Source organism: Polynucleobacter sp. UB-Siik-W21 (assembly GCF_018687415.1).
GTDB lineage: Bacteria > Pseudomonadota > Gammaproteobacteria > Burkholderiales > Burkholderiaceae > Polynucleobacter.
The window spans coordinates 1,439,653-1,460,146 of record NZ_CP061289.1 but is presented as its reverse complement, the minus strand read 5'-3'; the positions used below and the strand labels follow the sequence as shown (position 1 = coordinate 1,460,146).

Annotated in this window: 24 protein-coding genes; 9 read left to right on the top strand and 15 right to left on the bottom strand. The window is 46.4% G+C overall.

The window, feature by feature from the left end:
• Nucleotides 1-149 precede the first annotated feature (149 nt).
• Entirely contained in the window at nucleotides 150-653 is a 504-nt protein-coding gene (locus C2756_RS07600) for a YqaA family protein (RefSeq protein ID WP_215295194.1), read from the top strand.
• 43 nt (nucleotides 654-696) lie between these two features.
• On the opposite strand, the gene C2756_RS07595 is transcribed toward C2756_RS07600, so the two are convergent.
• The 8 genes from C2756_RS07595 to C2756_RS07560 form a co-directional block, all read right to left on the bottom strand.
• Nucleotides 697-1,401 carry an ABC transporter ATP-binding protein gene (locus C2756_RS07595; protein WP_215318344.1) on the bottom strand — a complete coding sequence of 235 codons (705 nt, stop codon included), beginning with the start codon at nucleotides 1,399-1,401 and terminating at the stop codon, nucleotides 697-699.
• Nucleotides 1,402-1,414: 13 nt separating this feature from the next.
• Nucleotides 1,415-2,167: an ABC transporter ATP-binding protein gene (locus tag C2756_RS07590; RefSeq protein WP_215318343.1), complete on the bottom strand. Its 753-nt coding sequence runs from the start codon at nucleotides 2,165-2,167 to the stop codon at nucleotides 1,415-1,417.
• Complete coding sequence (locus C2756_RS07585) at nucleotides 2,167-3,126, bottom strand: branched-chain amino acid ABC transporter permease (RefSeq protein ID WP_215318342.1); 960 nt, start codon at nucleotides 3,124-3,126, stop codon at nucleotides 2,167-2,169. The genes C2756_RS07590 and C2756_RS07585 overlap by 1 nt, the downstream gene beginning before the upstream one ends.
• Nucleotides 3,127-3,139: 13 nt before the next feature.
• Entirely contained in the window at nucleotides 3,140-3,994 is an 855-nt protein-coding gene (locus C2756_RS07580) for a branched-chain amino acid ABC transporter permease (protein WP_251372017.1), read from the bottom strand.
• Nucleotides 3,995-4,110: 116 nt separating this feature from the next.
• Entirely contained in the window at nucleotides 4,111-5,346 is a 1,236-nt protein-coding gene (locus tag C2756_RS07575; RefSeq protein ID WP_251369956.1) for an ABC transporter substrate-binding protein, read from the bottom strand.
• A gap of 74 nt (nucleotides 5,347-5,420) precedes the next feature.
• Nucleotides 5,421-6,662 (bottom strand): FAD binding domain-containing protein, encoded by a 1,242-nt coding sequence (locus C2756_RS07570; RefSeq protein WP_215318341.1) that lies wholly within the window; start codon nucleotides 6,660-6,662, stop codon nucleotides 5,421-5,423.
• Between the two features lie 10 nt (nucleotides 6,663-6,672).
• Nucleotides 6,673-7,131 carry a glyoxalase gene (locus C2756_RS07565; RefSeq protein ID WP_215318340.1) on the bottom strand — a complete coding sequence of 153 codons (459 nt, stop codon included), beginning with the start codon at nucleotides 7,129-7,131 and terminating at the stop codon, nucleotides 6,673-6,675.
• A gap of 14 nt (nucleotides 7,132-7,145) precedes the next feature.
• A complete protein-coding gene (locus tag C2756_RS07560; RefSeq protein ID WP_215318339.1) occupies nucleotides 7,146-7,838 on the bottom strand; it encodes a TetR/AcrR family transcriptional regulator in 693 nt (230 codons plus the stop codon).
• Nucleotides 7,839-7,950: 112 nt separating this feature from the next.
• Here C2756_RS07560 and C2756_RS07555 point away from each other — a divergent pair, with 112 nt between their 5' ends.
• The 5 genes from C2756_RS07555 (at nucleotide 7,951) to C2756_RS07535 (ending at nucleotide 13,237) form a co-directional block, all read left to right on the top strand.
• Nucleotides 7,951-8,427, top strand: coding sequence for a CoxG family protein (locus C2756_RS07555; RefSeq protein ID WP_215318338.1), 477 nt, complete (start codon nucleotides 7,951-7,953; stop codon nucleotides 8,425-8,427).
• Between the two features lie 89 nt (nucleotides 8,428-8,516).
• Entirely contained in the window at nucleotides 8,517-9,371 is an 855-nt protein-coding gene (locus tag C2756_RS07550) for a xanthine dehydrogenase family protein subunit M (protein ID WP_215318337.1), read from the top strand.
• Nucleotides 9,372-9,398: 27 nt separating this feature from the next.
• Nucleotides 9,399-9,908 (top strand): (2Fe-2S)-binding protein, encoded by a 510-nt coding sequence (locus C2756_RS07545; protein ID WP_215318336.1) that lies wholly within the window; start codon nucleotides 9,399-9,401, stop codon nucleotides 9,906-9,908.
• A gap of 26 nt (nucleotides 9,909-9,934) precedes the next feature.
• Complete coding sequence (locus C2756_RS07540) at nucleotides 9,935-12,331, top strand: xanthine dehydrogenase family protein molybdopterin-binding subunit (RefSeq protein ID WP_215318335.1); 2,397 nt, start codon at nucleotides 9,935-9,937, stop codon at nucleotides 12,329-12,331.
• A gap of 129 nt (nucleotides 12,332-12,460) precedes the next feature.
• Entirely contained in the window at nucleotides 12,461-13,237 is a 777-nt protein-coding gene (locus tag C2756_RS07535; RefSeq protein ID WP_215318334.1) for a 3-hydroxybutyrate dehydrogenase, read from the top strand.
• Nucleotides 13,238-13,281: 44 nt separating this feature from the next.
• Here the strand turns inward: C2756_RS07535 and C2756_RS07530 are convergent, their stop codons facing one another.
• A complete protein-coding gene (locus tag C2756_RS07530) occupies nucleotides 13,282-14,262 on the bottom strand; it encodes a tripartite tricarboxylate transporter substrate binding protein (protein WP_215318333.1) in 981 nt (326 codons plus the stop codon).
• Between the two features lie 169 nt (nucleotides 14,263-14,431).
• On the opposite strand from C2756_RS07530, the gene C2756_RS07525 reads away from it, so the two are divergent.
• The gene (locus tag C2756_RS07525; RefSeq protein WP_215295169.1) at nucleotides 14,432-15,025 is read left to right on the top strand and encodes a urate hydroxylase PuuD; all 594 of its coding nucleotides are present in this window, start codon (nucleotides 14,432-14,434) and stop codon (nucleotides 15,023-15,025) included.
• A gap of 76 nt (nucleotides 15,026-15,101) precedes the next feature.
• Here the strand turns inward: C2756_RS07525 and C2756_RS07520 are convergent, their stop codons facing one another.
• Together C2756_RS07520 and C2756_RS07515 are read right to left on the bottom strand one after the other, a co-directional pair.
• The gene (locus C2756_RS07520; protein WP_215318332.1) at nucleotides 15,102-16,271 is read right to left on the bottom strand and encodes an NAD(P)/FAD-dependent oxidoreductase; all 1,170 of its coding nucleotides are present in this window, start codon (nucleotides 16,269-16,271) and stop codon (nucleotides 15,102-15,104) included.
• Nucleotides 16,272-16,336: 65 nt separating this feature from the next.
• Nucleotides 16,337-16,501 carry a rubredoxin gene (locus C2756_RS07515; protein WP_215295166.1) on the bottom strand — a complete coding sequence of 55 codons (165 nt, stop codon included), beginning with the start codon at nucleotides 16,499-16,501 and terminating at the stop codon, nucleotides 16,337-16,339.
• Nucleotides 16,502-16,651: 150 nt separating this feature from the next.
• Here C2756_RS07515 and C2756_RS07510 point away from each other — a divergent pair, with 150 nt between their 5' ends.
• Nucleotides 16,652-17,572 (top strand): hydrogen peroxide-inducible genes activator, encoded by a 921-nt coding sequence (locus C2756_RS07510; RefSeq protein ID WP_215318331.1) that lies wholly within the window; start codon nucleotides 16,652-16,654, stop codon nucleotides 17,570-17,572.
• Nucleotides 17,573-17,642: 70 nt separating this feature from the next.
• Nucleotides 17,643-18,743 carry an alkene reductase gene (locus tag C2756_RS07505; protein WP_215318330.1) on the top strand — a complete coding sequence of 367 codons (1,101 nt, stop codon included), beginning with the start codon at nucleotides 17,643-17,645 and terminating at the stop codon, nucleotides 18,741-18,743.
• A gap of 57 nt (nucleotides 18,744-18,800) precedes the next feature.
• On the opposite strand, the gene C2756_RS07500 is transcribed toward C2756_RS07505, so the two are convergent.
• The 4 genes from C2756_RS07500 to C2756_RS07485 form a co-directional block, all read right to left on the bottom strand.
• Nucleotides 18,801-18,977 carry a hypothetical protein gene (locus tag C2756_RS07500; protein ID WP_215295160.1) on the bottom strand — a complete coding sequence of 59 codons (177 nt, stop codon included), beginning with the start codon at nucleotides 18,975-18,977 and terminating at the stop codon, nucleotides 18,801-18,803.
• A 12-nt stretch (nucleotides 18,978-18,989) separates the two neighbouring features.
• Nucleotides 18,990-19,532 (bottom strand): cytochrome b, encoded by a 543-nt coding sequence (locus tag C2756_RS07495; RefSeq protein WP_215318329.1) that lies wholly within the window; start codon nucleotides 19,530-19,532, stop codon nucleotides 18,990-18,992.
• Nucleotides 19,533-19,634: 102 nt separating this feature from the next.
• Complete coding sequence (locus tag C2756_RS07490) at nucleotides 19,635-19,823, bottom strand: hypothetical protein (protein ID WP_215295156.1); 189 nt, start codon at nucleotides 19,821-19,823, stop codon at nucleotides 19,635-19,637.
• A 25-nt stretch (nucleotides 19,824-19,848) separates the two neighbouring features.
• Nucleotides 19,849-20,457, bottom strand: coding sequence for a hypothetical protein (locus tag C2756_RS07485; RefSeq protein ID WP_251369955.1), 609 nt, complete (start codon nucleotides 20,455-20,457; stop codon nucleotides 19,849-19,851).
• Nucleotides 20,458-20,494 lie beyond the last annotated feature (37 nt).

Genomic DNA, 20,494 nt, shown 5'->3' with positions numbered 1-20,494 from the left:
CTCGTTTTATAAGATGGGTGCTGCTTTTGCTGTAAAGGCATTAGTTTAAGCAAGATTTGAAAATCATGAAGAATCCACAAAACAGGGCAAAATAGCCTAGATGGGATTAAACCAATCCCAACAAAGTTACTCAAAGGGGTATGCGTTTCATGGAGCACGCACTCACGCATTTTTTTGGATGGTTTGGCATGCCCTCGGTGGGTCTTCCAGCAGTGTTTATTAGCGCCTTTGTTTCAGCAACCCTACTTCCTGTTGGCTCTGAGCCCATTCTCTTTGGTTACATCTCTCTCAATCCCCATTTGTATTGGGTGGCAATACTGGTGGCTACGGTTGGCAATACCTTGGGAGGCATGCTGGATTGGTGGCTGGGATTGCTCGCTCGCAGTCGCATTAAATCCATTGCTGAAACTACAGATAGTCGTCTAAAAGCTTGGCTTGGAGAGTGGGGACCAAAGATGCTGCTGCTTTCTTGGTTACCCGGTTTTGGTGACCCCTTGTGTGTTGCAGCAGGGTGGTTAAGACTGCCTTGGAAATCGTGCCTGATGTATATGTTTTTCGGCAAGATGCTGCGCTACTTAATATTAACTTGGTTGTTGTCCTTGGTGCCTGAGAGCTTTTGGCACCAGTTAGGCCATTGGTTGCACTTGATTTAATCATCAACCAAGTGGCTAACTCAAAAGCTAACTAAGCAGCGAACTAAACAGCGCAATACTTCTGTTGGATCTCCTCGTTATTGAGAAGATTCTGGGCGGTGTCCTGAAACACAATTTCTCCCTGATCCAAGATATAAGCGCGGTCAGAGATCCTCAAAGCTTGCTGGACATTTTGCTCAACTAACAGAATCGTTAAACCTTGCTGCTTCAGTTTTGCAAAGAGCTCAAACATTTCTTCTACTAAGACTGGCATGATGCCCTCAGAGGGTTCATCGAGCAAAATGACTTTTGGTTTAGCAATCATGGCGCGAGCAATGGCGAGCATTTGTTGTTCTCCACCCGACATGGAAGTGCCATCCTGTTGAAGACGCTCTTTCAACCTAGGAAAGGTCTCAGCAATTTCATCTACTAAAGCGCTCATATCACCACGACTCTTTTGGGCAATCACACCCAACTCCAGATTTTCTTTAACAGTCAAACCTGGAACAACGCGGCGGTCTTCTGGTACATAAGCCAGACCTAAGTGAAAGCGCTCATGTGCAGGCAGATCTAAAAAGGATGTGCCATCGATTGAGGCTTTGCCTTGACGTTTAGAGAGCAAGCCCATGAGTGAGCGCAGGGTAGTGGTCTTACCGGCACCATTGCGACCCATTAAGGTCACAATTTCTCCTTTATTTACTTCAAGTGAGATGCCTTGCAAGACGTGACTGCGGTCATACCAAGCGTTTAAGTTTTCAATGTGCAACATAAGGAACCTTCAATTAACCATGACCGAGGTACACCCGACGCACCTCAGCATTATTTTGGATTTCTTCGGGAGTGCCCTCAGCTAAAAATTCACCATGATGTAACACGATGATGCGCTTGCATAAGCCCATAATAAGTTTCATCTTGTGTTCTACCAAAATGACGGTGCGCTCGCTAGCCAAAGTACGAATGAGTTCCATCATGACTAAGGTCTCTTCAGGGGACATGCCTGCAGTAGGCTCATCCAAAAGGAGGAGGCTGGGATTGCAAGCTAAAGCCATCACAATTTCTAGAGCCCGTTGTTGACCATGAGCAAGATCACCCGTTTTCTTATTGCGCAGATGCTCTAAGTTCACGCGGTGCAGAAGTTGGTCTGCGAGCTCAATCGGACCTGGATAGCTTTGAGCATTTCGCAGAAAGTTATAGCGGGCTGTTTCCATTTGTGCAGCTACGCGGACATTTTCATGAACGGTCAGTTGCTTAAAAACATTCGTGATCTGAAAGCTTTTAGAAATACCAATACGTGCAAACTCATGTTGCTGCATGCCAGTAATATCTTTGCCATTAAAGAGGATTTCTCCGCTAGTCGGAGGGAATGCGCCACTTAAGACGTTAAAGAAAGTGCTCTTCCCTGCGCCGTTGGGGCCAATGATCGCGGTTAATGTTCCAGGCATAAAGCTAGTAGAAACATTTTGTAGTGCTTTGAATTTACCAAAGCTCTTGCTGACATTGCGCGCTTCAAGAATAGGAGTGCTTGCGCTATTCATTATTTTAAATCCCGATTAACTTGTAGCTTGCTCAGAATGGTTCCCCAGATACCTTTAGGGAAGAACAGCACAAAGAACATAAATACTAGGCCAACCACTGCCATCCAATGTTTTGTAAAGGTGGTAACAACGTCTTCAAGGTAGAGCATCACTGCGGCACCTACAAATGGACCAAAGAAGGTGCCCATGCCGCCCAAGATGCTCATCATCACCGCTTGACCAGATTGCAGATAATGCAAGGAATCAATCGGAACAATGGAAAGGTGTAGGGCTCGTAATGATCCAGCTAATCCACAAATGGCAGCTGACAATACAAATACGAGCAATTTAGTTCTAGCGACATCAAAGCCACAGGCTGCTGCTCGTTTTTCATTTTCACGAATGGCTTCCATGACTGCACCTAGCGGTGAGTTCAAAATACGGGAGATCAACCAAATCGCAATGACTACGAAGAAGAGAATGATGTAGTACTTCACCATGGGGTTGAGGAAGTCAACTGGGATACCGAAGATGTTGAATGAGTCGACGCGGACACCACGTAAACCATTTTCACCGCCAGTCAGACTTTCTGCTTTATAGAAGATGTAATAGACAATTTGGCCAAGCGCTAATGTCACCATCGAGAAATAAATTCCCCGAGTGCGGATCGCTAAAAAGCCCATGATGAGTCCGCCAATTGCAGCACCAATCACGCCTACCAAGATGGCAGTGGCCCATCCTAAGCCATAGTGAACGATGCTGATACCAGTAAGGTAGCTGCCAATACCCAAAAAGGCTCCGTGTCCAAATGAGAGCAAGCCCATGTAGCCAAACAGCAGGTTAAAGCCCATGGCGAATAAACCGAAGATGAGGATATTAATTGCCAGCGCCTCATACGGCATGATGAACGGGAAGATCGCTAAGAACAGGGTGCTCGCTAAAACGCGATGACGAGCGATGAGTTGGAAAAATAAATTCATAAAATACGGAGCCTTAGCCCATCGCCCCCGCTTTACCAAAGAGGCCTTGTGGTCGAATTAACAAGACAACGGCCATCAATACAAAAATAGATAATTCGGATAGGTCAGGAAAGAAGAGGGAGGTCATGCTGTAAACCACTCCAACCAATAAGCCCGCAACCACAGCGCCAACAGGTGAGCCCATGCCGCCAACTACAGTCACCACAAATGACTCCGCCAAAATGGGAATACCCATCTCTGGGTTGACGGAGCGGGTTGGTGAAGCCAGGATGCCTGACAGGCCAGCAATAGCACAGCCCAGACCAAACACTAAGAGCCATACTTTGGCGATATCGACCCCGAGTACTTTAACAATCTCTTGATCAGCCGCGCCTGCTTTAATAATGAGGCCATAGCGTGTCTTTTGAATCAAGAACCAAACGCCAAGAATAATGAGTGCTGTTGCACCAATCAAAAAGAGTCTGTATTTGGGGAAGTAACCAATGCCAACATTCATGGTGCCAGTTAAGCCATCAGGAGTGATGGAGGGTAAGCCTTCGATACCAAATGTCACGCGCATGACTTCAATCAATACATATGACAGACCAAAAGTGAGCAGCAGCGGGTAGTCTAGTCCACGACCATAAAGCGGTCTTACTAAGAAGCGTTCCGTTACCAAGCCAAGACATCCAGTGAGCAAAGGTGTGAGGATTAAGCTAAACCAGAAGTTGCCAGTGACACCTAAGAAATACACGCCCAAGAAAGCGCCGACCATAAAAAAAGCGCCATGGGCAAAGTTCACTACGTTGAGCATGCCAAAAATGAGGCACAAACCCAGTGCTAAAAGCGCATAGATACTGCCTAGGGCAATTCCCGTAAGCAGTTGCATGCATAAAAGTTCAAACGTCAGACCAGTCATAAATGTACTCAGAAAAACTCCCCAAGACCACTAGGTGCAAGGGGAGTGGTTCAGGGAAGATCAACTGATCCTCCCTGATTTTGCTATTAGGCTTTGTGACCTAACTCTGCGCAGGAGCGCATGTTCTTCTCAGTAGTAGGCTCAATTGTCAAAATATTGAAGACATCATATTTGTCTTTCATATTCTTAGATTTAGACTCTACGATGATGACGGTTTGAACTGCTTGGTGATCGCACTTGCGATAGTACTCAGGACCTTTGTACCAGTCGTACTTGAGGTTCTCCATCGCACTCACTACTTTCATAGTGTCGGTGGACTTAGCAATCTTGACCGATGCCAATACGCTCTTCACGCCAGCGTAACCTAATGCACCGTAATCGGATGGAACAGAGCCGTTATACATCTTGCGGAAAGCATCGTTAAATGTTTTGGCTGTTGGAATACGATCTTCTAGACCCCAGTAGTAAGAGGTGCCACCGATGATGCCTTCAAACGCCTCTGGACCACCTGCTAAACGTGAGGTGTACAACAAGACTGGTGTCACGATCTTCATGCTCGATTTCAGACCAAAGTCAGTACATTGTTTGGCAGCATTTACCAAATCCCGTCCGAAGTTACAGAGCACCAAAATATCAGGGTTCAAGGCTTTAATGCGTGGCAAGAATGCTGAGTAATCCGATGCACCCAATGGATGACGAATATCAGCCAAGGTAGTGGCACCCATTTCTTTACCAGCACGCTCAAACGCACGCACCATCTCATGTCCGTACGCATAGTCAGCGGTGAGGAACACAATCTTTTTACCGAAACGGGGAATGGAGTAGCGCGCTACTGCACCCGCTGTCATGGTTGGGTTCAAAGCTTCATGGAATGTATAGACACTCCAATCTTTTACTTCGTTAATCGCATCAGATTGACTGATGGAGTTAAAGAGTACTTTGCGCTCTTTACATACGGCATTGATGGAGAGCTGGGTAGCGGCAGAAAGTGAGCCAACCACGTAATTCACTTTATCTTTTTCAATCAATTCGAGTGTGCGAGTAGCAGCTTCACCAGGATTGAGCTTATCATCACGCACTAGAAGTTCTGCTTTACGACCATTAAATCCACCAGCATCATTGAATTCTTTGATAGCTAATTCAGCAGCTTTGACTTGGTCTTGTGCTTCAGCAGAGAATGGCCCAGTCAATGGAGTTGGAAAACCAATCTTGATAGTTTCGGCTTGGGCATTGGCAACGTTGAGCCAAAGTGGGGTGCTTGCAGCAGCAGCGCCGCCAATCAACATCTTTCTTCTAGTTTGATTCGTTACTTTTTGTTTCATGGTTGTCTCCTCCATATAAAACTTGTTTAAATAAGAATACTTTTTGTTTATCAAATCTTAACTGAATGCGCCTTTTAATGGGCAGATTCAGGCACTGCTTTCCCTTGGGCTAATAAATCGCTAATGTCGATGGCAGTTTCTGCCATGACCGTACCGGCATTCCGTTTGAGATTATCGGCATCCCTTGTTCCTTTGCTACCCTGAGACTGCATATAACGCCCTAAATACTGGGCTCGCGCTACTACTTGTTGGCCTAATTTGAGGCGCTCAGCGCTATAGGCTTGCAAAGCTTCCGGGGTGGCGCCCAGGGTTTCAATCTGTTTTGCAATCACGATAGCCTCATCACCTGCCTTGGTAACACCCATACCAACGTGGGGTCTACCTACAAATGCCGCATCACCCATCAAGGCAATTCTGCCGAATACAATTTGCTCAGAGCGCACGTCGTAAATAGCTTGCAAAAAAGGAGACGCCGTTTTTTCTAAAATTTCTGCATACTGTGGCGCCAAAATATCACGAGCGACTTTGCGCATATGGGCAATGTGTTTCCAGGAAACTTTTAATGGGGGAATGCCAGTAGGGTAGTAATGACCATCATCATCGGTGAGTAAGCTAACCAACTCTTCCTGCTCAGAAGCGGGTCGATACCAAACAAAGTTATAGCGACGTTTGCCTGGGCGGGTATCGTTGCCAGATCCGGCTACGGGATAACCGAGCATCTGCTCTCCATTAGGAAGGCAAAAACCAAAACGATTAAATAGCGTCTCTAGCGTGTATTGCGAGAGGCAGGCCTCATCACAGACACCGCGCCAAGCAATATAGCCAGCATATTCAGGTTGAATATCTGGGGCAACTTGTGCTCTAACACCTGAACGAATGCCATCAGACGCAATTAATAATTCTGCCTTGTATTGACTGCCATCTTCGCAATGCACCTCTACTGCATTGGCATCTTGCATTACTGTTTTGACAGTCTTGCCTTGCAAGTAGCGCTCTACTGGAAATGCTTCCTTCAGCATGTGATACAGACGACTCCAAGATGTGAGTATTTGTGGCAACTCCATCTCACCTAGACTTTGACCATCTGAACCTAGGGTAACGCGTTGAGTTACTGGTACCCCTAGTGTGTGATCAACGCTTACACCAGCGGCACGTAAAGCTTGGGCAAGGGCATCGTGCGTCACAATGCCTGCGCCTCGACCATCAAGGGAGCCAGTCGCTTTTTCTAGAAGGGTGACGTCATGACCTTGGCGTAGCAAGATGTTTGCTACAAATAAACCGCCTAAGGATCCGCCAACCACTAGTATTTTTGCCATGGCTAATTCCTTATGCAGCCTTCGCATCTAAGGCTGTTTTTTCTTCGGCAGGGTAATTGAGCTCAATCACCACACCGTTAGGATCATCCAAAAAGATTTGGTGAAGTTTTAAGATGGGAACCGTGCGCTCACGATAAGGAACCTTGAGTTGCTTCAACAAGGTAATTTTTTCTTCTAGGCCAGTTGCAAAAAAGGCGATGTGATCAACCGCACCTGACCCATGAAGTGAGCTGGTATCACGATCACCTAGATATTTTTTTAAACCATCTGGATCATTCTTATCAATCGCAATCAAATGCAGTACTGCGTTTGCCCAGCTGCTATCGTCGCCGTTGTAGAGCCATACACCAGGAAAAGGAAACTCTGGTCTTGGGCCTATGGTTAAGCCCAGCAGCTTACTGAAAAATTCTGTTGTTTTTTCAATCTCTAGACTACGGATCGAGAAGTGATTGAGGCTTAGATTGGACATGATGACCTTTTCATTTAAGCAAATAAAGTTTTAGCGGAATGTAAGTAGGACTCAACGCGGTCGCGAATGATTTCCTGTTCAGAATTTGGAATGCTCGGGGCATAGATGGCTTGGCCATAGATCCAGCGGCGCATGCCAATATAGAAAATACCGCCATGCAGGCCCATCAAGAATTCAAGCTCGCGCTCGGTTGGTTTTGGCTCTACTGGTCGATTGCAGTATTTGCGTGTTTCACGAATCAGTCGCGGCAACAAGCGTGAGCGCAAGAGCTCAAAGAAGCGGTCACTAATTGATTGATCGCTTAACCCTGAAAAGATTAAGATCCGCACAAAGTCGTAAGTGAGTACTGTCTTGGTGTAATCCAAATAAAAGGCATTGAACTTTTCTTCTGGCGTCAGATTGTGATCGTCTAACAATGCTTCCCATTCGGGTTTCCAGCGGGATTCGAAAACCTCTTTGTAGACTTCTTGAATTAAGGCTTCTTTAGTGGGGAAGTAGTGATAGAGCAGGGTATGGGTAACGCCCAATTCTTTGGTGAGATTACGCAGTTGAGCTTCAATACCGTATTTAGCAAAAAACTGAATCGCTCGATCCAAAATTTGGCGCTTTCGATCGGCGGTATTCATTCTGCGACGTGCCGGTATGAGTATTTCTGCCGAATTTTCGGCTTGCTCTGGGCTGGAAACGCTATCTTCAGTAAAACGCATGGATTCTCAGGGTTTATCCGAATTTGGACTTATTGACCAAAAGTTAAATAATGGTACATTGTTGAACAGTTGGTAGATAACACTCTATCCGTACAAACCCCAAGGAAGTTAAATGGAACTCAATGGCGAACAACTCATAGCCGCATCGATCCCTGATGTCTGGAGAGGATTGAACGATGTTGATGTGCTTGCCAAATCCATTCCTGGTTGCGAAGAGATCAGCCGTATATCGCCAGAAGAAGTCCATGCCAGGGTGATGTTCAAGATTGGGCCTGTCAGAGCCCGCTTCTCGGGCAAGTTACTGCTCAGTGATGTGATTCCAGATCAATCCTGCTCTATGGCATTCGAAGGTTCAGGAGGCGCTGCCGGTTTTGCAAAAGGACGCTCACGCGTCGAGCTCAAAGCTGCTGAAGGTGGCACCTTAATTTCCTATACAACTGAAGCATCCATTGGTGGAAAGTTAGGTCAGATTGGCGGGCGCTTAATTAGCGCTTCCGCAAAAAAGATTGCAGATGACTTTTTTCAAAAGTTTGCAAAAGAATTAGGCGGGGAGACAGTGGCGCTGGAGTCTGGCGCTGGTAGTGAATAAAAAAGTAGTTCAAAAAATAAAATAGTAGTTAAAAGTAGAAATCAAAAGAGCCACAAAGGCTTACTTCAATTAGCGGTGGAGGAGACAGAATGAAAGCAGCAGCATTTGACTATGTAAAGCCAAAGGCTTTAAGTGATGCTTTGTCTTTGCTGGAGCAAGGCGGTGATGACGCGAGATTAATTGCTGGCGGACAAACACTTCTGGCTACGCTCAATATGCGACTGTCAGAGCCAAGCATCTTGATTGATATTACCGATGTTGCCGAGCTCAAGGGTATTTCTGTTGTAGGCGACAAACTGCGGATTGGCGCTTTAGTAACCCATACCGAAATCGAAGATTCTGCTTTAGTTGCAAAACACGCACCACTCTTAAAAGCTGCGGCGCCTCATATTGCGCATCGAGCGATTCGTAACCTAGGAACATGGGGCGGCTCACTCGCTTATGGCGATCCTGCGGCGGAATGGCCTGCTTGCAGTTTGACTTTACAAGCCACTATGGTGATTCATGGGCCTAGTGGCGAGCGCAAAATTGCTGCCAAAGATTTCTTTATTGATCTGTACACCACTTCGTTAGAGCCAGATGAAATTCTGGTCGCTACTGAAATTCCACTGGCTACTAGCAATCAAGTTTTTTACTTCCACGAACTAGCAAGGCGTCATGGCGATTACGCGGTCGCTGGTTTGGCAGCGGTGGCTGAGAAACAAGGGGGCGTATTAAGTCACTGCGCATTTACCTTCTTCTCAGTAAGTGCTACACCTGTAATGGCAAGTGCTGCGCAAGATTTGATCAATGGGCAGTCTTTAAATGATCAGTTGATTGCACAGGCGGTAGCAAGTGCGCGCGAAGAAATAGATGCGATTGCAGATATTACCAATAGTGCAGAAGCGAAGACCCATTTGATTGGTATATTGCTTGAGCGTGGTCTCAAGCACATGCTTGCCTAATTACTCAGATTGTTCGGAGATTTGAAAATGAGCTTGAAGAAAAAAGTATCGATGACGGTGAATGGTGTTGCTGTCAATGCAGAAATTGAGCCACGTCGTCATTTGGTTGATTTTCTCCGCGAGGATTTACATCTTAAAGGCCCACATCTCGGTTGCGAGCAGGGCGCTTGCGGTGCTTGCACCGTCAAGGTGGATGGTCAAATCATCCGCGGTTGCTTATATTTGGCAGTGCAAGCTGATGGCTGCGTAGTTGAAACGATTGAAGGTCTAACAAAAAGCGGTGCTCTGGCTGATCTTCAAGAATCGTTTATGCGCCATAACGCTATGCAATGCGGCTTCTGCTCTTCGGGGATGTTGCTGGCGGCTGCTGAACTGATTGAAAAGCAGCCTAAGGCTAGTCGTGAGGAGGTCCGCGAATGGATCTCTGGAAATTATTGTCGTTGCACTGGTTATCACTCTATCGTTGATGCGATTGTCGATGTTTTAGAGGCTCGTGCTAAGGGTCAAAAAATTAAACCTGTCGTTGCTCACGCTTAAGGGATAAGGGATTTAGGAAACGTATTATGAATAAGCCAAGCGATTTAAAGGGACTCGTTCTCGATCCCGTTACTAACGATCAACGCTACATCGGTAATAGCGAACCAAGACATAGCGCGCGTCGCTTGCTGGAAGGTCAAGGTACTTATATTGATGACATTCAATTGCCACGCATGGGCCACGTGGTCTTCTGGCGTTCACCAGTAGCCCATATGAAGATCGGCAAAATTCATACTGAGCAAGCGAGCAAGATGCCAGGAGTTCTAGCAATCGTTGATGGCGTTCAGATGGCAAAAATTTGTAAGCCTTGGGTTGCTACCCTAGGTCACTTAGCTGGTATGAAATCCGCACCTCAGCATGCTCTTGCAATTGATAGGGCTTGCTGGCAAGGTGAGCCGGTAGTTGCCGTGGTCGCAGAGACAAGGGCGCAGGCAGAAGATGCCCTGCAACTCGTTGATGTGGAGTGGGAAGAATTGCCTGCTGTGATCTCTATGGAGTCCGCGTTGGATCCGAAGACGCCATTGATTCATCCAGAATTGGGTGACAACTTGTGCTTCACCCGCAGCTTAGATGTTGGTAATGTTGATGAAGCCTTTGCGACTGCAGATGTTGTCGCTGAAGCTACTTTTGGTTTTGGGCGCCACACTGGCGTAACCCTAGAGCCGCGTTGCCAAATTGCAGATTACAACCCGGGTGAGCGTCGTCTGACCGTGTATCACTCGCAACAAGCGCCGCATATGATGCAAGACTTGTATTGCCGTCAGTTTGGTTTATCTGAATCCGATGTGCATGTAATTTGTAAAGACGTTGGCGGATCTTTTGGTATCAAGGTGCACGCCTATCCTGATGATTTTGCGACCGTCGGTTTGGCTATGATGCTGGAGCGCCCGGTGAAGTTTGTGGCCGATCGCTTGGAATCTTTTACGAGCGATATTCATGCTCGTGAGCACCGCATTAAAGGGCGAATTGCGGCTAATAAAGCAGGCGATATCTTAGCCTTTGAGATTCATGACCTAACGGGTATTGGACCATACTCCATGTTCCCCAGGACCAGTGCGATTGAAGGTAACCAAGTAGTGAACTTGGTTGGTGGTCCTTACAAGCACCAACATTATCGTGCGCATTTAGATGTGGTGTTTCAGAACAAAACCCCCACTTGCCAATACCGTGGAGTCGGTCATCCGATTGCGTGTGCAGTGACCGAGGGCTTGGTAGATTTGGCTGCTCAAAAGTTGCAGATGGATCCGCTAGAGTTTCGTAAGCGCAATGTGATTCCTGATGATGCTTATCCCTGTTCTGGAATCTCGGGCATCAAGTTAGAAGTACTCTCACACGAACAATGTTTGCGTACGATTGAAAAGATGATGAACTACTCAGCTTTGCGCAAAGAGCAAGCAGAGTTACGTAAGAAGGGTATCTATCGTGGTATTGGCTTTGCAACTTTAATTGAGCTCACTAACCCAAGCCCTGCTTTCTATGGAGTAGGTGGTGCGCGTATTGCGTCTCAAGATGGCGCTTCAGTGCGTTTAGATCCTAGTGGTGTAGTTTCCGTATTAGTAGGCGTTGGTGAACAAGGTCAAGGCACAGAAGGTATCTATGCGCAGATTGCTGCGGATGCTGTAGGTGTATCTATCAATCAAGTACGTATTGTTACTGGCGATACCGATGTCACCCCTTACGGCGGCGGTACTTGGGCTTCCCGTGGGGCTGGCGTTGGTGGCGAAGCAGTATTGCTGGCCTGCCAAGCATTGCAAGAAAATATTTTGAAACTGGCGGGTGCGATTTTGAATCGTCCGGTTGCTGAGTTAAGCGTGCATCGCAGTCATGTTTTGGATAAAGCAACTGGTGAACAGTTATTGCCCTTTAGTGAAATCGGCCGCATTGGCTATTTCCGGACCGATACTTTGCCAGCGGGCTTTTCTGCAGACTTGATGGTGACTCGCCATTACACCCAAAAAGATTATCCATTCATCTTTACCAACGGCGTACAAGCATCCTATGTGGAAGTAGATCCTGATACCGGCTTTGTGAAGCTCCTCAAACATTGGGCGGTAGAAGACTGTGGTCGTGTACTTAATCCGATGTTGGTCGATGAGCAAGTTCGCGGCGCGATTGTTCAGGGTATCGGTGGCGTGCTCTTTGAAGAGTGCCTCTACGATGAGAGTGGTTTGCTGCGTAATGGCAGTATGGCTGACTACCTTGTGCCGATGGCAAACGAGATGCCAGATATTGAGGTGGCTCACGTAGAAACCCCAACCCAATCTTCTAAGCTGGGTGCCAAAGGGGCTGGTGAAGCCGGAACTGCTGGTGCTCCTGGCGCAGTCCAAAATGCTATCAACGATGCTTTGCTGCCGTTTAATACTGTAGTGTTTGATCAGCCAATTACCTGTGAGAAGATCCTGCGGGCGCTCAAGAAAATCTAATTTTTCAAGGCTTCTCCTGACCTTGGTGCATAACCCCGAATGGGGGTTTGCACATCCTGTAACATCAAGTTTTTAGGCAAACCCTTTTTGGGCTAGTCTTTGGGTTAACTTGATACGGTAAAAATCGATATGTATTCATTAAAAGGTAAAACAGCCCTAGTGACAGGATCTACTAGCGGTATTGGTTTGGGTATGGCCATTGCTTTAGCAAAACAAGGTGCCAACATCATGGTCAATGGCTTTGGCGAAAAAGAGGAAGCGATTGCCAAGATCAAGGCCTGTGGGGTCGAAGTGGATTACCACGGCGCAGATATGAGTAAGCCTGCCGAGATTAAAGATCTCATTGCGCAAACGGAAAAACGTTTTGGCTCATTGGATATTTTGGTGAATAACGCTGGTATTCAGTACACCGCCAATATTGAAGAATTCCCAACAGATAAATGGGATGCCATCATTGCCATTAATTTAAGTTCTGCATTCCATACGACACATCATGCGCTGCCGGGAATGAAACAGCGTAACTGGGGCCGTATTATTAATATTGCCTCTGTTCATGGCTTGGTTGCGTCGACTCAGAAGGCAGCTTATGTCGCTGCTAAGCATGGCATCATTGGTTTAACCAAAGTCACTGCACTTGAAAATGCCCGCACTGGTATTACCTGTAATGCGATTTGCCCAGGTTGGGTATTGACACCATTGGTACAAAAGCAGGTAGACGCTCGCGCTGAGCGTGAAGGCATCTCTAATGACGCCGCTAAGACTGCCTTGGTATCGGAGAAGCAACCGTCTGGAGAGTTTGTAACTCCAGAGCAGTTAGCCGCGCTTGCGGTATTTCTCTGTGGTCCTGACGCCTCGGAAGTTCGTGGCGTAGCTTGGAATATGGATGGCGGTTGGGCTGCTCAGTAAATATTTATTACCAATAGCGCTAGCTTTGAGTAACTCTGCAGAGCTTACTCATCAGTGATCTTTTTATCTGCGATGATCTTGCCCCACATCGCAGATTGACTCGCAATGTATTTTTGTAAGTCTTCTCTGCTGCCTGGATTGGGCGTTAAGCCATGCTCGGCTAATTGCGTACTAGTGGCCTTATCTTTCAGCGCTGCTACTAGCGCTTTATTCCACTTCTCTAAAATGATGTCAGGCGTTTTTCCTGGTGCTACAAATGCATACCAGTTACTGGCATCAAATCCTGGATAGCCTGACTCTGCAATCGTTGGGACATTGGGAAGGGTGGGTGCGCGTTTTAATCCAGTGGTCGCAATCGGAATGAGCTTGCCATTTTTGATATAGGGATCAGCAGTCGCTAGAGCAGAGTAATAAGAAGAGACTCGGCCACCTAGAAGATCGACCATCGCTGGGCTGCCACCTTTATAGGGGACATGAACGGTATCAATATCAGCACGTACGTTTAAGAGTTCGCCCTGTAAGTGAGATGCAGAGCCACTACCTGTAGAGGCAAAAGTAATCTTGCCAGGATTCTTTTTGGCTAGCGCTATATATTCTTTAAAGTTCTTGACACCCAGCTCTGGAATTACCACCAAGACATTCGGGAAGGTAACCCCCATCGTTAAGGGGGCTAAATCTTTTTGGGGATCATAGGGCAATTTCATCAGATGCGGTGCGATAGACAGTGGTCCGATGGAGCCAAAGAGGATGACCGATCCATCAGTTGGTGCAGTAGCGGTATAAGCATGCGCAATGTTGCCACCAGCACCGGGCTTATTGTCCACAATCACATTTTGTCCAAGATCTTCACTTAATTTTTTGGCAATCACACGAGCTGCACTGTCAGCAGATCCGCCGGCTGCAAAGCCAACCACAATCGTGATGGTCTTCTTAGGTGGAAATTCCTGAGCGTAGACGCTAGAGATGTAAGTAAATGCTGTGAGTGTGAGGTAAATCAGTGTTTTGAAAAAAGATGGGGCAGGCATATATCGTCTCGTTTGGTTGCTGTTTTTTGCTTATTTTGCGCCCCAAACTGGGCGAAGTCACTATCGAAGTGACAATTTTGGGTAAGAATGATGGAATTTTGGCTACCCGAACAAAATCAGCAGAATCGTTTATAGTTACAGCGCATTCTTATATCTAGGAGATCCTTTCATGGCTTCAATTTTGACCTCATTGGGACGCACAGTATTGGCTGGTTTTGTGCTCCTCGTTTTAATTATTCTCGCTTTGGGCGGTAACTTTAGCTCTGCTGAATTGCCATTCATATTCCGTTGGTTGCACGTGATGTTTGGTGTGATGTGGATTGGTTTGCTCTGGTACTTCAACTTTGTGCAAATTCCATCTATGCCAAAAATCCCGGATGAGCAAAAGCCAGCCATTGGTAAAGTGATTGCTCCAACAGCATTGTTTTGGTTTCGTTACGCAGCACTCTTCACGGTAGTGACTGGTTTGATTGTTGCTGCTTTGAATGGCTACCTCCATCAAGCGTTTACATTGCAAGCACCATTCCGTGCGATTGGCTTGGGCATGTGGATTGCCTTAATAATGGCTTTCAACGTATGGTTCATCATTTGGCCTAATCAGAAACGTGCTCTTGGCATCGTAACTGTTGAAGCTGATGTCAAAGCAAAATCTGCTCGCGTTGCGATGTTGACATCCCGCTTGAACACAGTGCTCTCAGTGCCAATGTTGTTCTTGATGTCTGCACAATCACATAACACTACTTGGTTCGTGATCGTTTCATAATCACTCTGAGTTCGCATTAGTAAAAAGGCCCGCGATGCGGGCCTTTTTTATTCCCTAAAGGGTAAGCGTAAAAACGCTAGGCCAGAATAGCGGGCAACTCCTTAGTGAGGGCACCACGCTGTGCAGTCGCTGTGCCCATCAGTACAAATCCTAAAAGCTTGCCATCATCAGACTCAAAGCGCGCTTCTAGTCCGCCTTCAACGGGATTGGTTTTCCACTGCCCAGCGACACCTTTGGCTGGGGGCGAAACGATCGTAGCCAATGCCGGTGTTTTCACCATCACGGGCATTGCAGGATAGGTGAGGGCAGTACGTTGACCAGTCAGCGTCACTGCCAATGCTCGAGCTGCTTGCATGATCGGCATCACATAAGGCAGCACCAGACCTTCCACTTCAGCACAATCACCTAGTGCATATACATGGGGTGCATTGGTTTCTAATTCTCGGTTGACTTGAATGCCAATGCCGGTAGCTATGCCAGCTGCTTTAGCAAGATCAAGGCGAGGTTTTAGTCCCACAGCTGACAGCACTACATCGCTAGCAATCAGAGTGCCATTGGCTAAAGTGATATTGAGTTCATTGCTATTGCGATCGATGGATTGCACAGTGGTGTTGAAATGCCAACGCACTCCAGCAGCACTTAGTTTACTTTGCAAATCGTTTGCTGCCATCTCTGGAATCAAGCGTCCAAGAGCTTGAGGTGCCAAGTCAATGACATCGACTTCGTAGCTGCCTAGCACTAAGTCATTGGCAAACTCGCAGCCAATTAGTCCGGCACCCAAAATAGCGACTTTCTTTTTGCCTGAAATGGCATTGCGAAACTTTGCATAGTCTTCAAGATCATTGACAGTCAATACTTCATGAGCGGCATTGCCTTGAAGTGGGAGGTGAATCTGATCTGCGCCCAGAGCCAAGACGAGTTGACGGTAAGTGATCTCACCTTTACTCGTGTTGATGATTTGCTTGGCGCTATCGATCGCATGCACATCTGTTTCAGACAAGATGTTGAGCCCTAATTGGCTTGCCATAGCCTCTGCTGGAGTAGAAATTAATTGAGCTGCCTCTTTTTTTCCAGCTAGCGCAGTTGAGAGCATTGGCTTGGAGTAAAAGTATCCCGGCTCTTTTGTCACAAGCGTAATAGGAATCTCTTTATCGAGTTTCCGGATTTCGCGTATGACGGTATATCCAGCCAATCCGCTACCAACAATGACAATAGCAGATGAGGATTTCGAATTATTTTGATCCAAGCTGGACTCCCTAGTAATGCGTTAATTGTGGTGATGCAATGTAGATATCGAAATAGATTCGATGATTAAATCTGCACCATTTCAAAGTCAGATTTTGATACTCCACAATCTGGACACTCCCAGTTATCTGGTACATCCGCCCAAGCGGTACCGGGGGCAATCCCATCCTCTGGAAGGCCTTTTGCTTCATCATAGATAAAGCCACATACGATACATTGCCAAGAATTCATTTTGGTTCCTTTGATGTTGAAGGATGAGTTTAAATTTAATTCCGCTTTATTTCTTGCTGAGCCTCAACAGCTTGTTGCAGAGGGTATTTTGATATCATTCCAATGAATGAATATGCTATTATTAATCAAATTAATCGATAAGGAGGCGTCATGGCGTATTTACCGTCATTAAGACAGCTGAATTATTTGGTGGCTTTAGCTAAAGAGCTGAATTTCACTCGTGCCGCTGAGACCTGTTTTGTCGGGCAATCTACTCTCAGTGCTGGCTTAAAAGAATTAGAAGAGGGTTTGGGGATAAAGCTAGTTGAGCGTGATCGCCAAAATGTTTCTATCACTCCTGCGGGTGTTGAGGTTCTTGAGCGCGCTAAATTAATTTTGACGGCCTCTGAAGATTTAGTGGAGTATGCGGGTGCTTCGGGTAAGCCCATGACAGCAACCATTCGGTTAGGGGTGATTCCAACGATTGCACCATTCTTACTGCCTACAGTGTTACCAGAAGTTCGTAAACGATTTCCAGACCTTAAAATTACTTTGCGAGAAGATTTAACAGCGAACTTGTTATCTAGGTTGGCTGAGCATAAATTGGATTTCGCCTTAATTGCCTTGCCTTATGATGTCAGCGGTCTGCTAGTAGAAGAATTATTCGATGATCACTTTTGGTTGGTAGCTCGCGAGGGTGATCCAGCACTCAAAGGCAAAGAGGTTACTTTGCCTGCCAAAATGGCGGAGCGACTATTGCTCTTAGAAGAGGGGCATTGCTTGCGCGAGCATAGCTTGCAAGCATGCAAAAAAGCAGACATTCGGAAGGATGAGGGCATGGAAGCGACTAGCTTGTTGACCTTGTTGCAAATGGTTGAATCTGGTTTTGGGATTGCTTTGCTACCAGAGATGGCCGTGAAAAGTAGTCTGCTCAATAACAGCGATTTGGTTGCCAAAGCCATGGCTGCACCTGCGCCAAAACGGATCATTGCTTTGGTTGCAAGATCGTCTACTGCCCACCTCGCAGAGTTTGCTGCACTATCGGCTTGTATTCGGGAGCGCTTTGGTATCAATCTTCAAAAGTCAAAGTAAGCCCTGCACGAAATAGTAAACATTGTTAGAGTCACCCCTGTTGTTTCATCATTCATAAAGAAAGTATTTAATGTCCGGAAAAGAAATTATGTTTACCCCAGTAAAACTGGGTTCTATTCAATTAAAGAATCGCCTGGTCATGGCGCCACTGACAAGGATGCGTGCAGTAGCAGGTGACGTACCAAATCCACTGGCAAAGACTTATTATGCGCAGCGTGCGAGTGCTGGCCTCATCATTACAGAAGCAACGCAAATCTCCCCTTTGGGAATGGGTTATCCAGCAACGCCGGGTATTTACTCGCCAGAGCAAACGGCTGCCTGGAAAGAAATTGTTGACGCTGTGCATGCCAAAGGTGGCACTATCGTTGCGCAGTTGTGGCATGTGGGGCGCATTTCTCATTCTTCATTACATCCAGAGCAGGGCGTACCGGAGGCTCCTTCGGCCATTGCTGCATCAGGGCAAACTTATGGCGCTGATTGGAAGTTGCACGACTACGAAACTCCCAAGGCAATGAGCTTAGATGATATTGCGCGTCTTTTGAAAGAGTACACAGCGGCCGCTCAGAATGCAAAGCTTGCAGGCTTTGACGGGGTTGAAATTCATTCTGCCAATGGTTATTTATTGGATCAGTTCTTGCAAGATAAAACCAATCAACGATCCGATCAATATGGCGGCTCAATCGACAATCGTTTGCGTTTATTAGGCGAAGTGATTGATGTAGTCAGTAAAGTATTTCCCAGTGATAAGGTTGGCGTTCGTCTTTCACCTTATGGCACCTTTAATGACATGGCTGATAGCGATCCAGTGGCGCTATTTACTGCAGCAATCCAGAAGTTAAATACTTACAACTTGGCTTATGTCCATATGATTGAGCCACGCGCTACCAGTGCTGGTGGCGGAGATCAGGTAAATGAGGATGCGCCAGTGACTTCAGAGCTTTTCCGTAAAGCCTATCAGGGGCAATTTATCACTGCTGGTGGCTACGATCAGGCAATGGGCGAAAAAGTATTAGAAGCAGGTTTGGCTGATGCAGTAGCTTACGGTCGTCTCTACATCTCTAATCCAGATTTAGTTGAGCGCTTCCAAAGTAATGCTTCTCTGAATCCCTATAACCGCGCTACCTTCTATGGCGGTCAAGAGGCGGGTTATACCGATTACCCAACGCTCTAGAGCAATGACAGTAAGCGCATGAAGCTACTGAATAAACCCCACTCTTATCGGTGGGGTTTATTTTTTGTCTTCGGGGTCTTTGAGAAGGTCGTAGTGATTAGCTACTAGTAATAAAGCAAGCGAGGCACAACCCATTGCAAAGAATTGCCATTGATGCAACATAGCGGTGCCTACTACGGTCATCAAAATCGTCCATCCAACAGCCATCTTGGCTTTTTTAGAAAGCGGTTTCATCTTTAAAAGTCCTTAAGCGGGGGCTTTGATCTTATTGAGCATACGACGCAGGGTGTCGTCCTTAATAATGTAATGTCGCCACAAGCCAGCTAAAGCATGAATGCCAATCAGGAAGTAAAGTGAATTTCCTAAAAACTCATGGATTCCTTCAACGAGTTTTTTCATCTCCGGATTAGGGGTTAGTAGCTGAGGCCATACCAATCCAAAGAAATGGATTTCTTTGCCACCGTATTGGAAATAAAGCATGCCAAAGATGGGCGATATCAATAGCAGGGCATACATGAGCCAATGCATTGCTTGAGCAAAAGAAGTCAATATCGGTTTGGGGTTAGTAGGCTTAGGAACGCCATAAACCAAGCGAACCATGAGGCGAAGGGCCATGGCTAAAAAAATGAGCTGCCCAATCACACCGTGAACTGTTTTACAAAGTTCACGGGGCTCACTCCCTTTAGGAAACTGACCTTTTAATTCAATAGCAATAAATGCTGCGATGACGAGAAGGAATACAAACCAGTGAAGAAAGATGGAAGCAGGGTGATATTGTGATTTAGACATAGTAAGGCGTTATTGAGGTAATGATTCATCATAAATGATAATGACTCTCATTAGCAATAACAAGACTATGGGTAATTTCCCCTATTTCTGGGTATCCCAGGGTTAATTTAGCCTTACTTTGGCGCTAAGTTCGCTCAGCAGGCCTCTTTTATCCAGCAGAGATAGCCGTAGCGCTTCGACCTCAAAATCGAGTTGGCCAGGATGAAACTCATCATCATTTTGTAGGTGAATAACGTAAGTCCATACCAACTCGCGGCCGCGGTTCTTATACACATCAACAACACGTTTCATGATTACCGCCTATTTAGGGTGTAGCTTAATGATTGGTTGAAGATGGATTGGTGATGACCATCTTGGGATTTAAATTTTGTTTCAGAGTCATGAGATTGCGTGGTTCAATGCGGATCACGCCACCTCTCGGACTATCAATATCTGCTATTAAAAAGAAAGATATCGATGTCACAAAAGGGAAGATCATGAAAAGCCCTACATTTTTTCTAAAATTGCGGGCGCCAAAGCCAACCAACATGTTTGCACATATGGCAATTGCTGACATGAGGGCCCAGGCAGGATAGGGGATTCGATTCCACCAGGCGGCTTGTACATATCCTTGAGAATTTAAAACATCATTCATGCCTGAAATGACCAGGGCTATAGTGGGGCTTGGCTGTGAACGAGCGACCTCTAGCACTTCAACCCAGAGGGCATTCTGAAGTGCATCGGTCTTTTGCTGTATCTCCTGAACTTTATCTTTACTTTGTCTTGAGTAGAAGAGAATGCGCTGATCAAGGTATTGATTGAGGAGGTCCTTGGTTCTAGCGGAAGCCTTGCTCGGTAGAAGATCCGCCCTGAGATATTCAGTACCAATAGCATTGGCTTCACCTTCTTCGAGAGTCTCTCGATTGTCATGCCGGTCAATCGCCATTGAGAAAGTAAAGCCAATAATGAGTGCCAGTAAGGTC

Bases quoted from the DNA above. Each gene is read 5' to 3' on its own strand.
- C2756_RS07600 (WP_215295194.1), top strand. From the start codon at position 150: ATGGAGCACGCACTCACGCATTTTTTTGGATGGTTTGGCATGCCCTCG.
- C2756_RS07595 (WP_215318344.1), bottom strand. From the start codon at position 1,401: ATGTTGCACATTGAAAACTTAAACGCTTGGTATGACCGCAGTCACGTC.
- C2756_RS07590 (WP_215318343.1), bottom strand. From the start codon at position 2,167: ATGAATAGCGCAAGCACTCCTATTCTTGAAGCGCGCAATGTCAGCAAG.
- C2756_RS07585 (WP_215318342.1), bottom strand. From the start codon at position 3,126: ATGAATTTATTTTTCCAACTCATCGCTCGTCATCGCGTTTTAGCGAGC.
- C2756_RS07580 (WP_251372017.1), bottom strand. From the start codon at position 3,994: ATGCAACTGCTTACGGGAATTGCCCTAGGCAGTATCTATGCGCTTTTA.
- C2756_RS07575 (WP_251369956.1), bottom strand. From the start codon at position 5,346: ATGAAACAAAAAGTAACGAATCAAACTAGAAGAAAGATGTTGATTGGC.
- C2756_RS07570 (WP_215318341.1), bottom strand. From the start codon at position 6,662: ATGGCAAAAATACTAGTGGTTGGCGGATCCTTAGGCGGTTTATTTGTA.
- C2756_RS07565 (WP_215318340.1), bottom strand. From the start codon at position 7,131: ATGTCCAATCTAAGCCTCAATCACTTCTCGATCCGTAGTCTAGAGATT.
- C2756_RS07560 (WP_215318339.1), bottom strand. From the start codon at position 7,838: ATGCGTTTTACTGAAGATAGCGTTTCCAGCCCAGAGCAAGCCGAAAAT.
- C2756_RS07555 (WP_215318338.1), top strand. From the start codon at position 7,951: ATGGAACTCAATGGCGAACAACTCATAGCCGCATCGATCCCTGATGTC.
- C2756_RS07550 (WP_215318337.1), top strand. From the start codon at position 8,517: ATGAAAGCAGCAGCATTTGACTATGTAAAGCCAAAGGCTTTAAGTGAT.
- C2756_RS07545 (WP_215318336.1), top strand. From the start codon at position 9,399: ATGAGCTTGAAGAAAAAAGTATCGATGACGGTGAATGGTGTTGCTGTC.
- C2756_RS07540 (WP_215318335.1), top strand. From the start codon at position 9,935: ATGAATAAGCCAAGCGATTTAAAGGGACTCGTTCTCGATCCCGTTACT.
- C2756_RS07535 (WP_215318334.1), top strand. From the start codon at position 12,461: ATGTATTCATTAAAAGGTAAAACAGCCCTAGTGACAGGATCTACTAGC.
- C2756_RS07530 (WP_215318333.1), bottom strand. From the start codon at position 14,262: ATGCCTGCCCCATCTTTTTTCAAAACACTGATTTACCTCACACTCACA.
- C2756_RS07525 (WP_215295169.1), top strand. From the start codon at position 14,432: ATGGCTTCAATTTTGACCTCATTGGGACGCACAGTATTGGCTGGTTTT.
- C2756_RS07515 (WP_215295166.1), bottom strand. From the start codon at position 16,501: ATGAATTCTTGGCAATGTATCGTATGTGGCTTTATCTATGATGAAGCA.
- C2756_RS07510 (WP_215318331.1), top strand. From the start codon at position 16,652: ATGGCGTATTTACCGTCATTAAGACAGCTGAATTATTTGGTGGCTTTA.
- C2756_RS07505 (WP_215318330.1), top strand. From the start codon at position 17,643: ATGTCCGGAAAAGAAATTATGTTTACCCCAGTAAAACTGGGTTCTATT.
- C2756_RS07500 (WP_215295160.1), bottom strand. From the start codon at position 18,977: ATGAAACCGCTTTCTAAAAAAGCCAAGATGGCTGTTGGATGGACGATT.
- C2756_RS07495 (WP_215318329.1), bottom strand. From the start codon at position 19,532: ATGTCTAAATCACAATATCACCCTGCTTCCATCTTTCTTCACTGGTTT.
- C2756_RS07490 (WP_215295156.1), bottom strand. From the start codon at position 19,823: ATGAAACGTGTTGTTGATGTGTATAAGAACCGCGGCCGCGAGTTGGTA.
- C2756_RS07485 (WP_251369955.1), bottom strand. From the start codon at position 20,457: ATGGCGATTGACCGGCATGACAATCGAGAGACTCTCGAAGAAGGTGAA.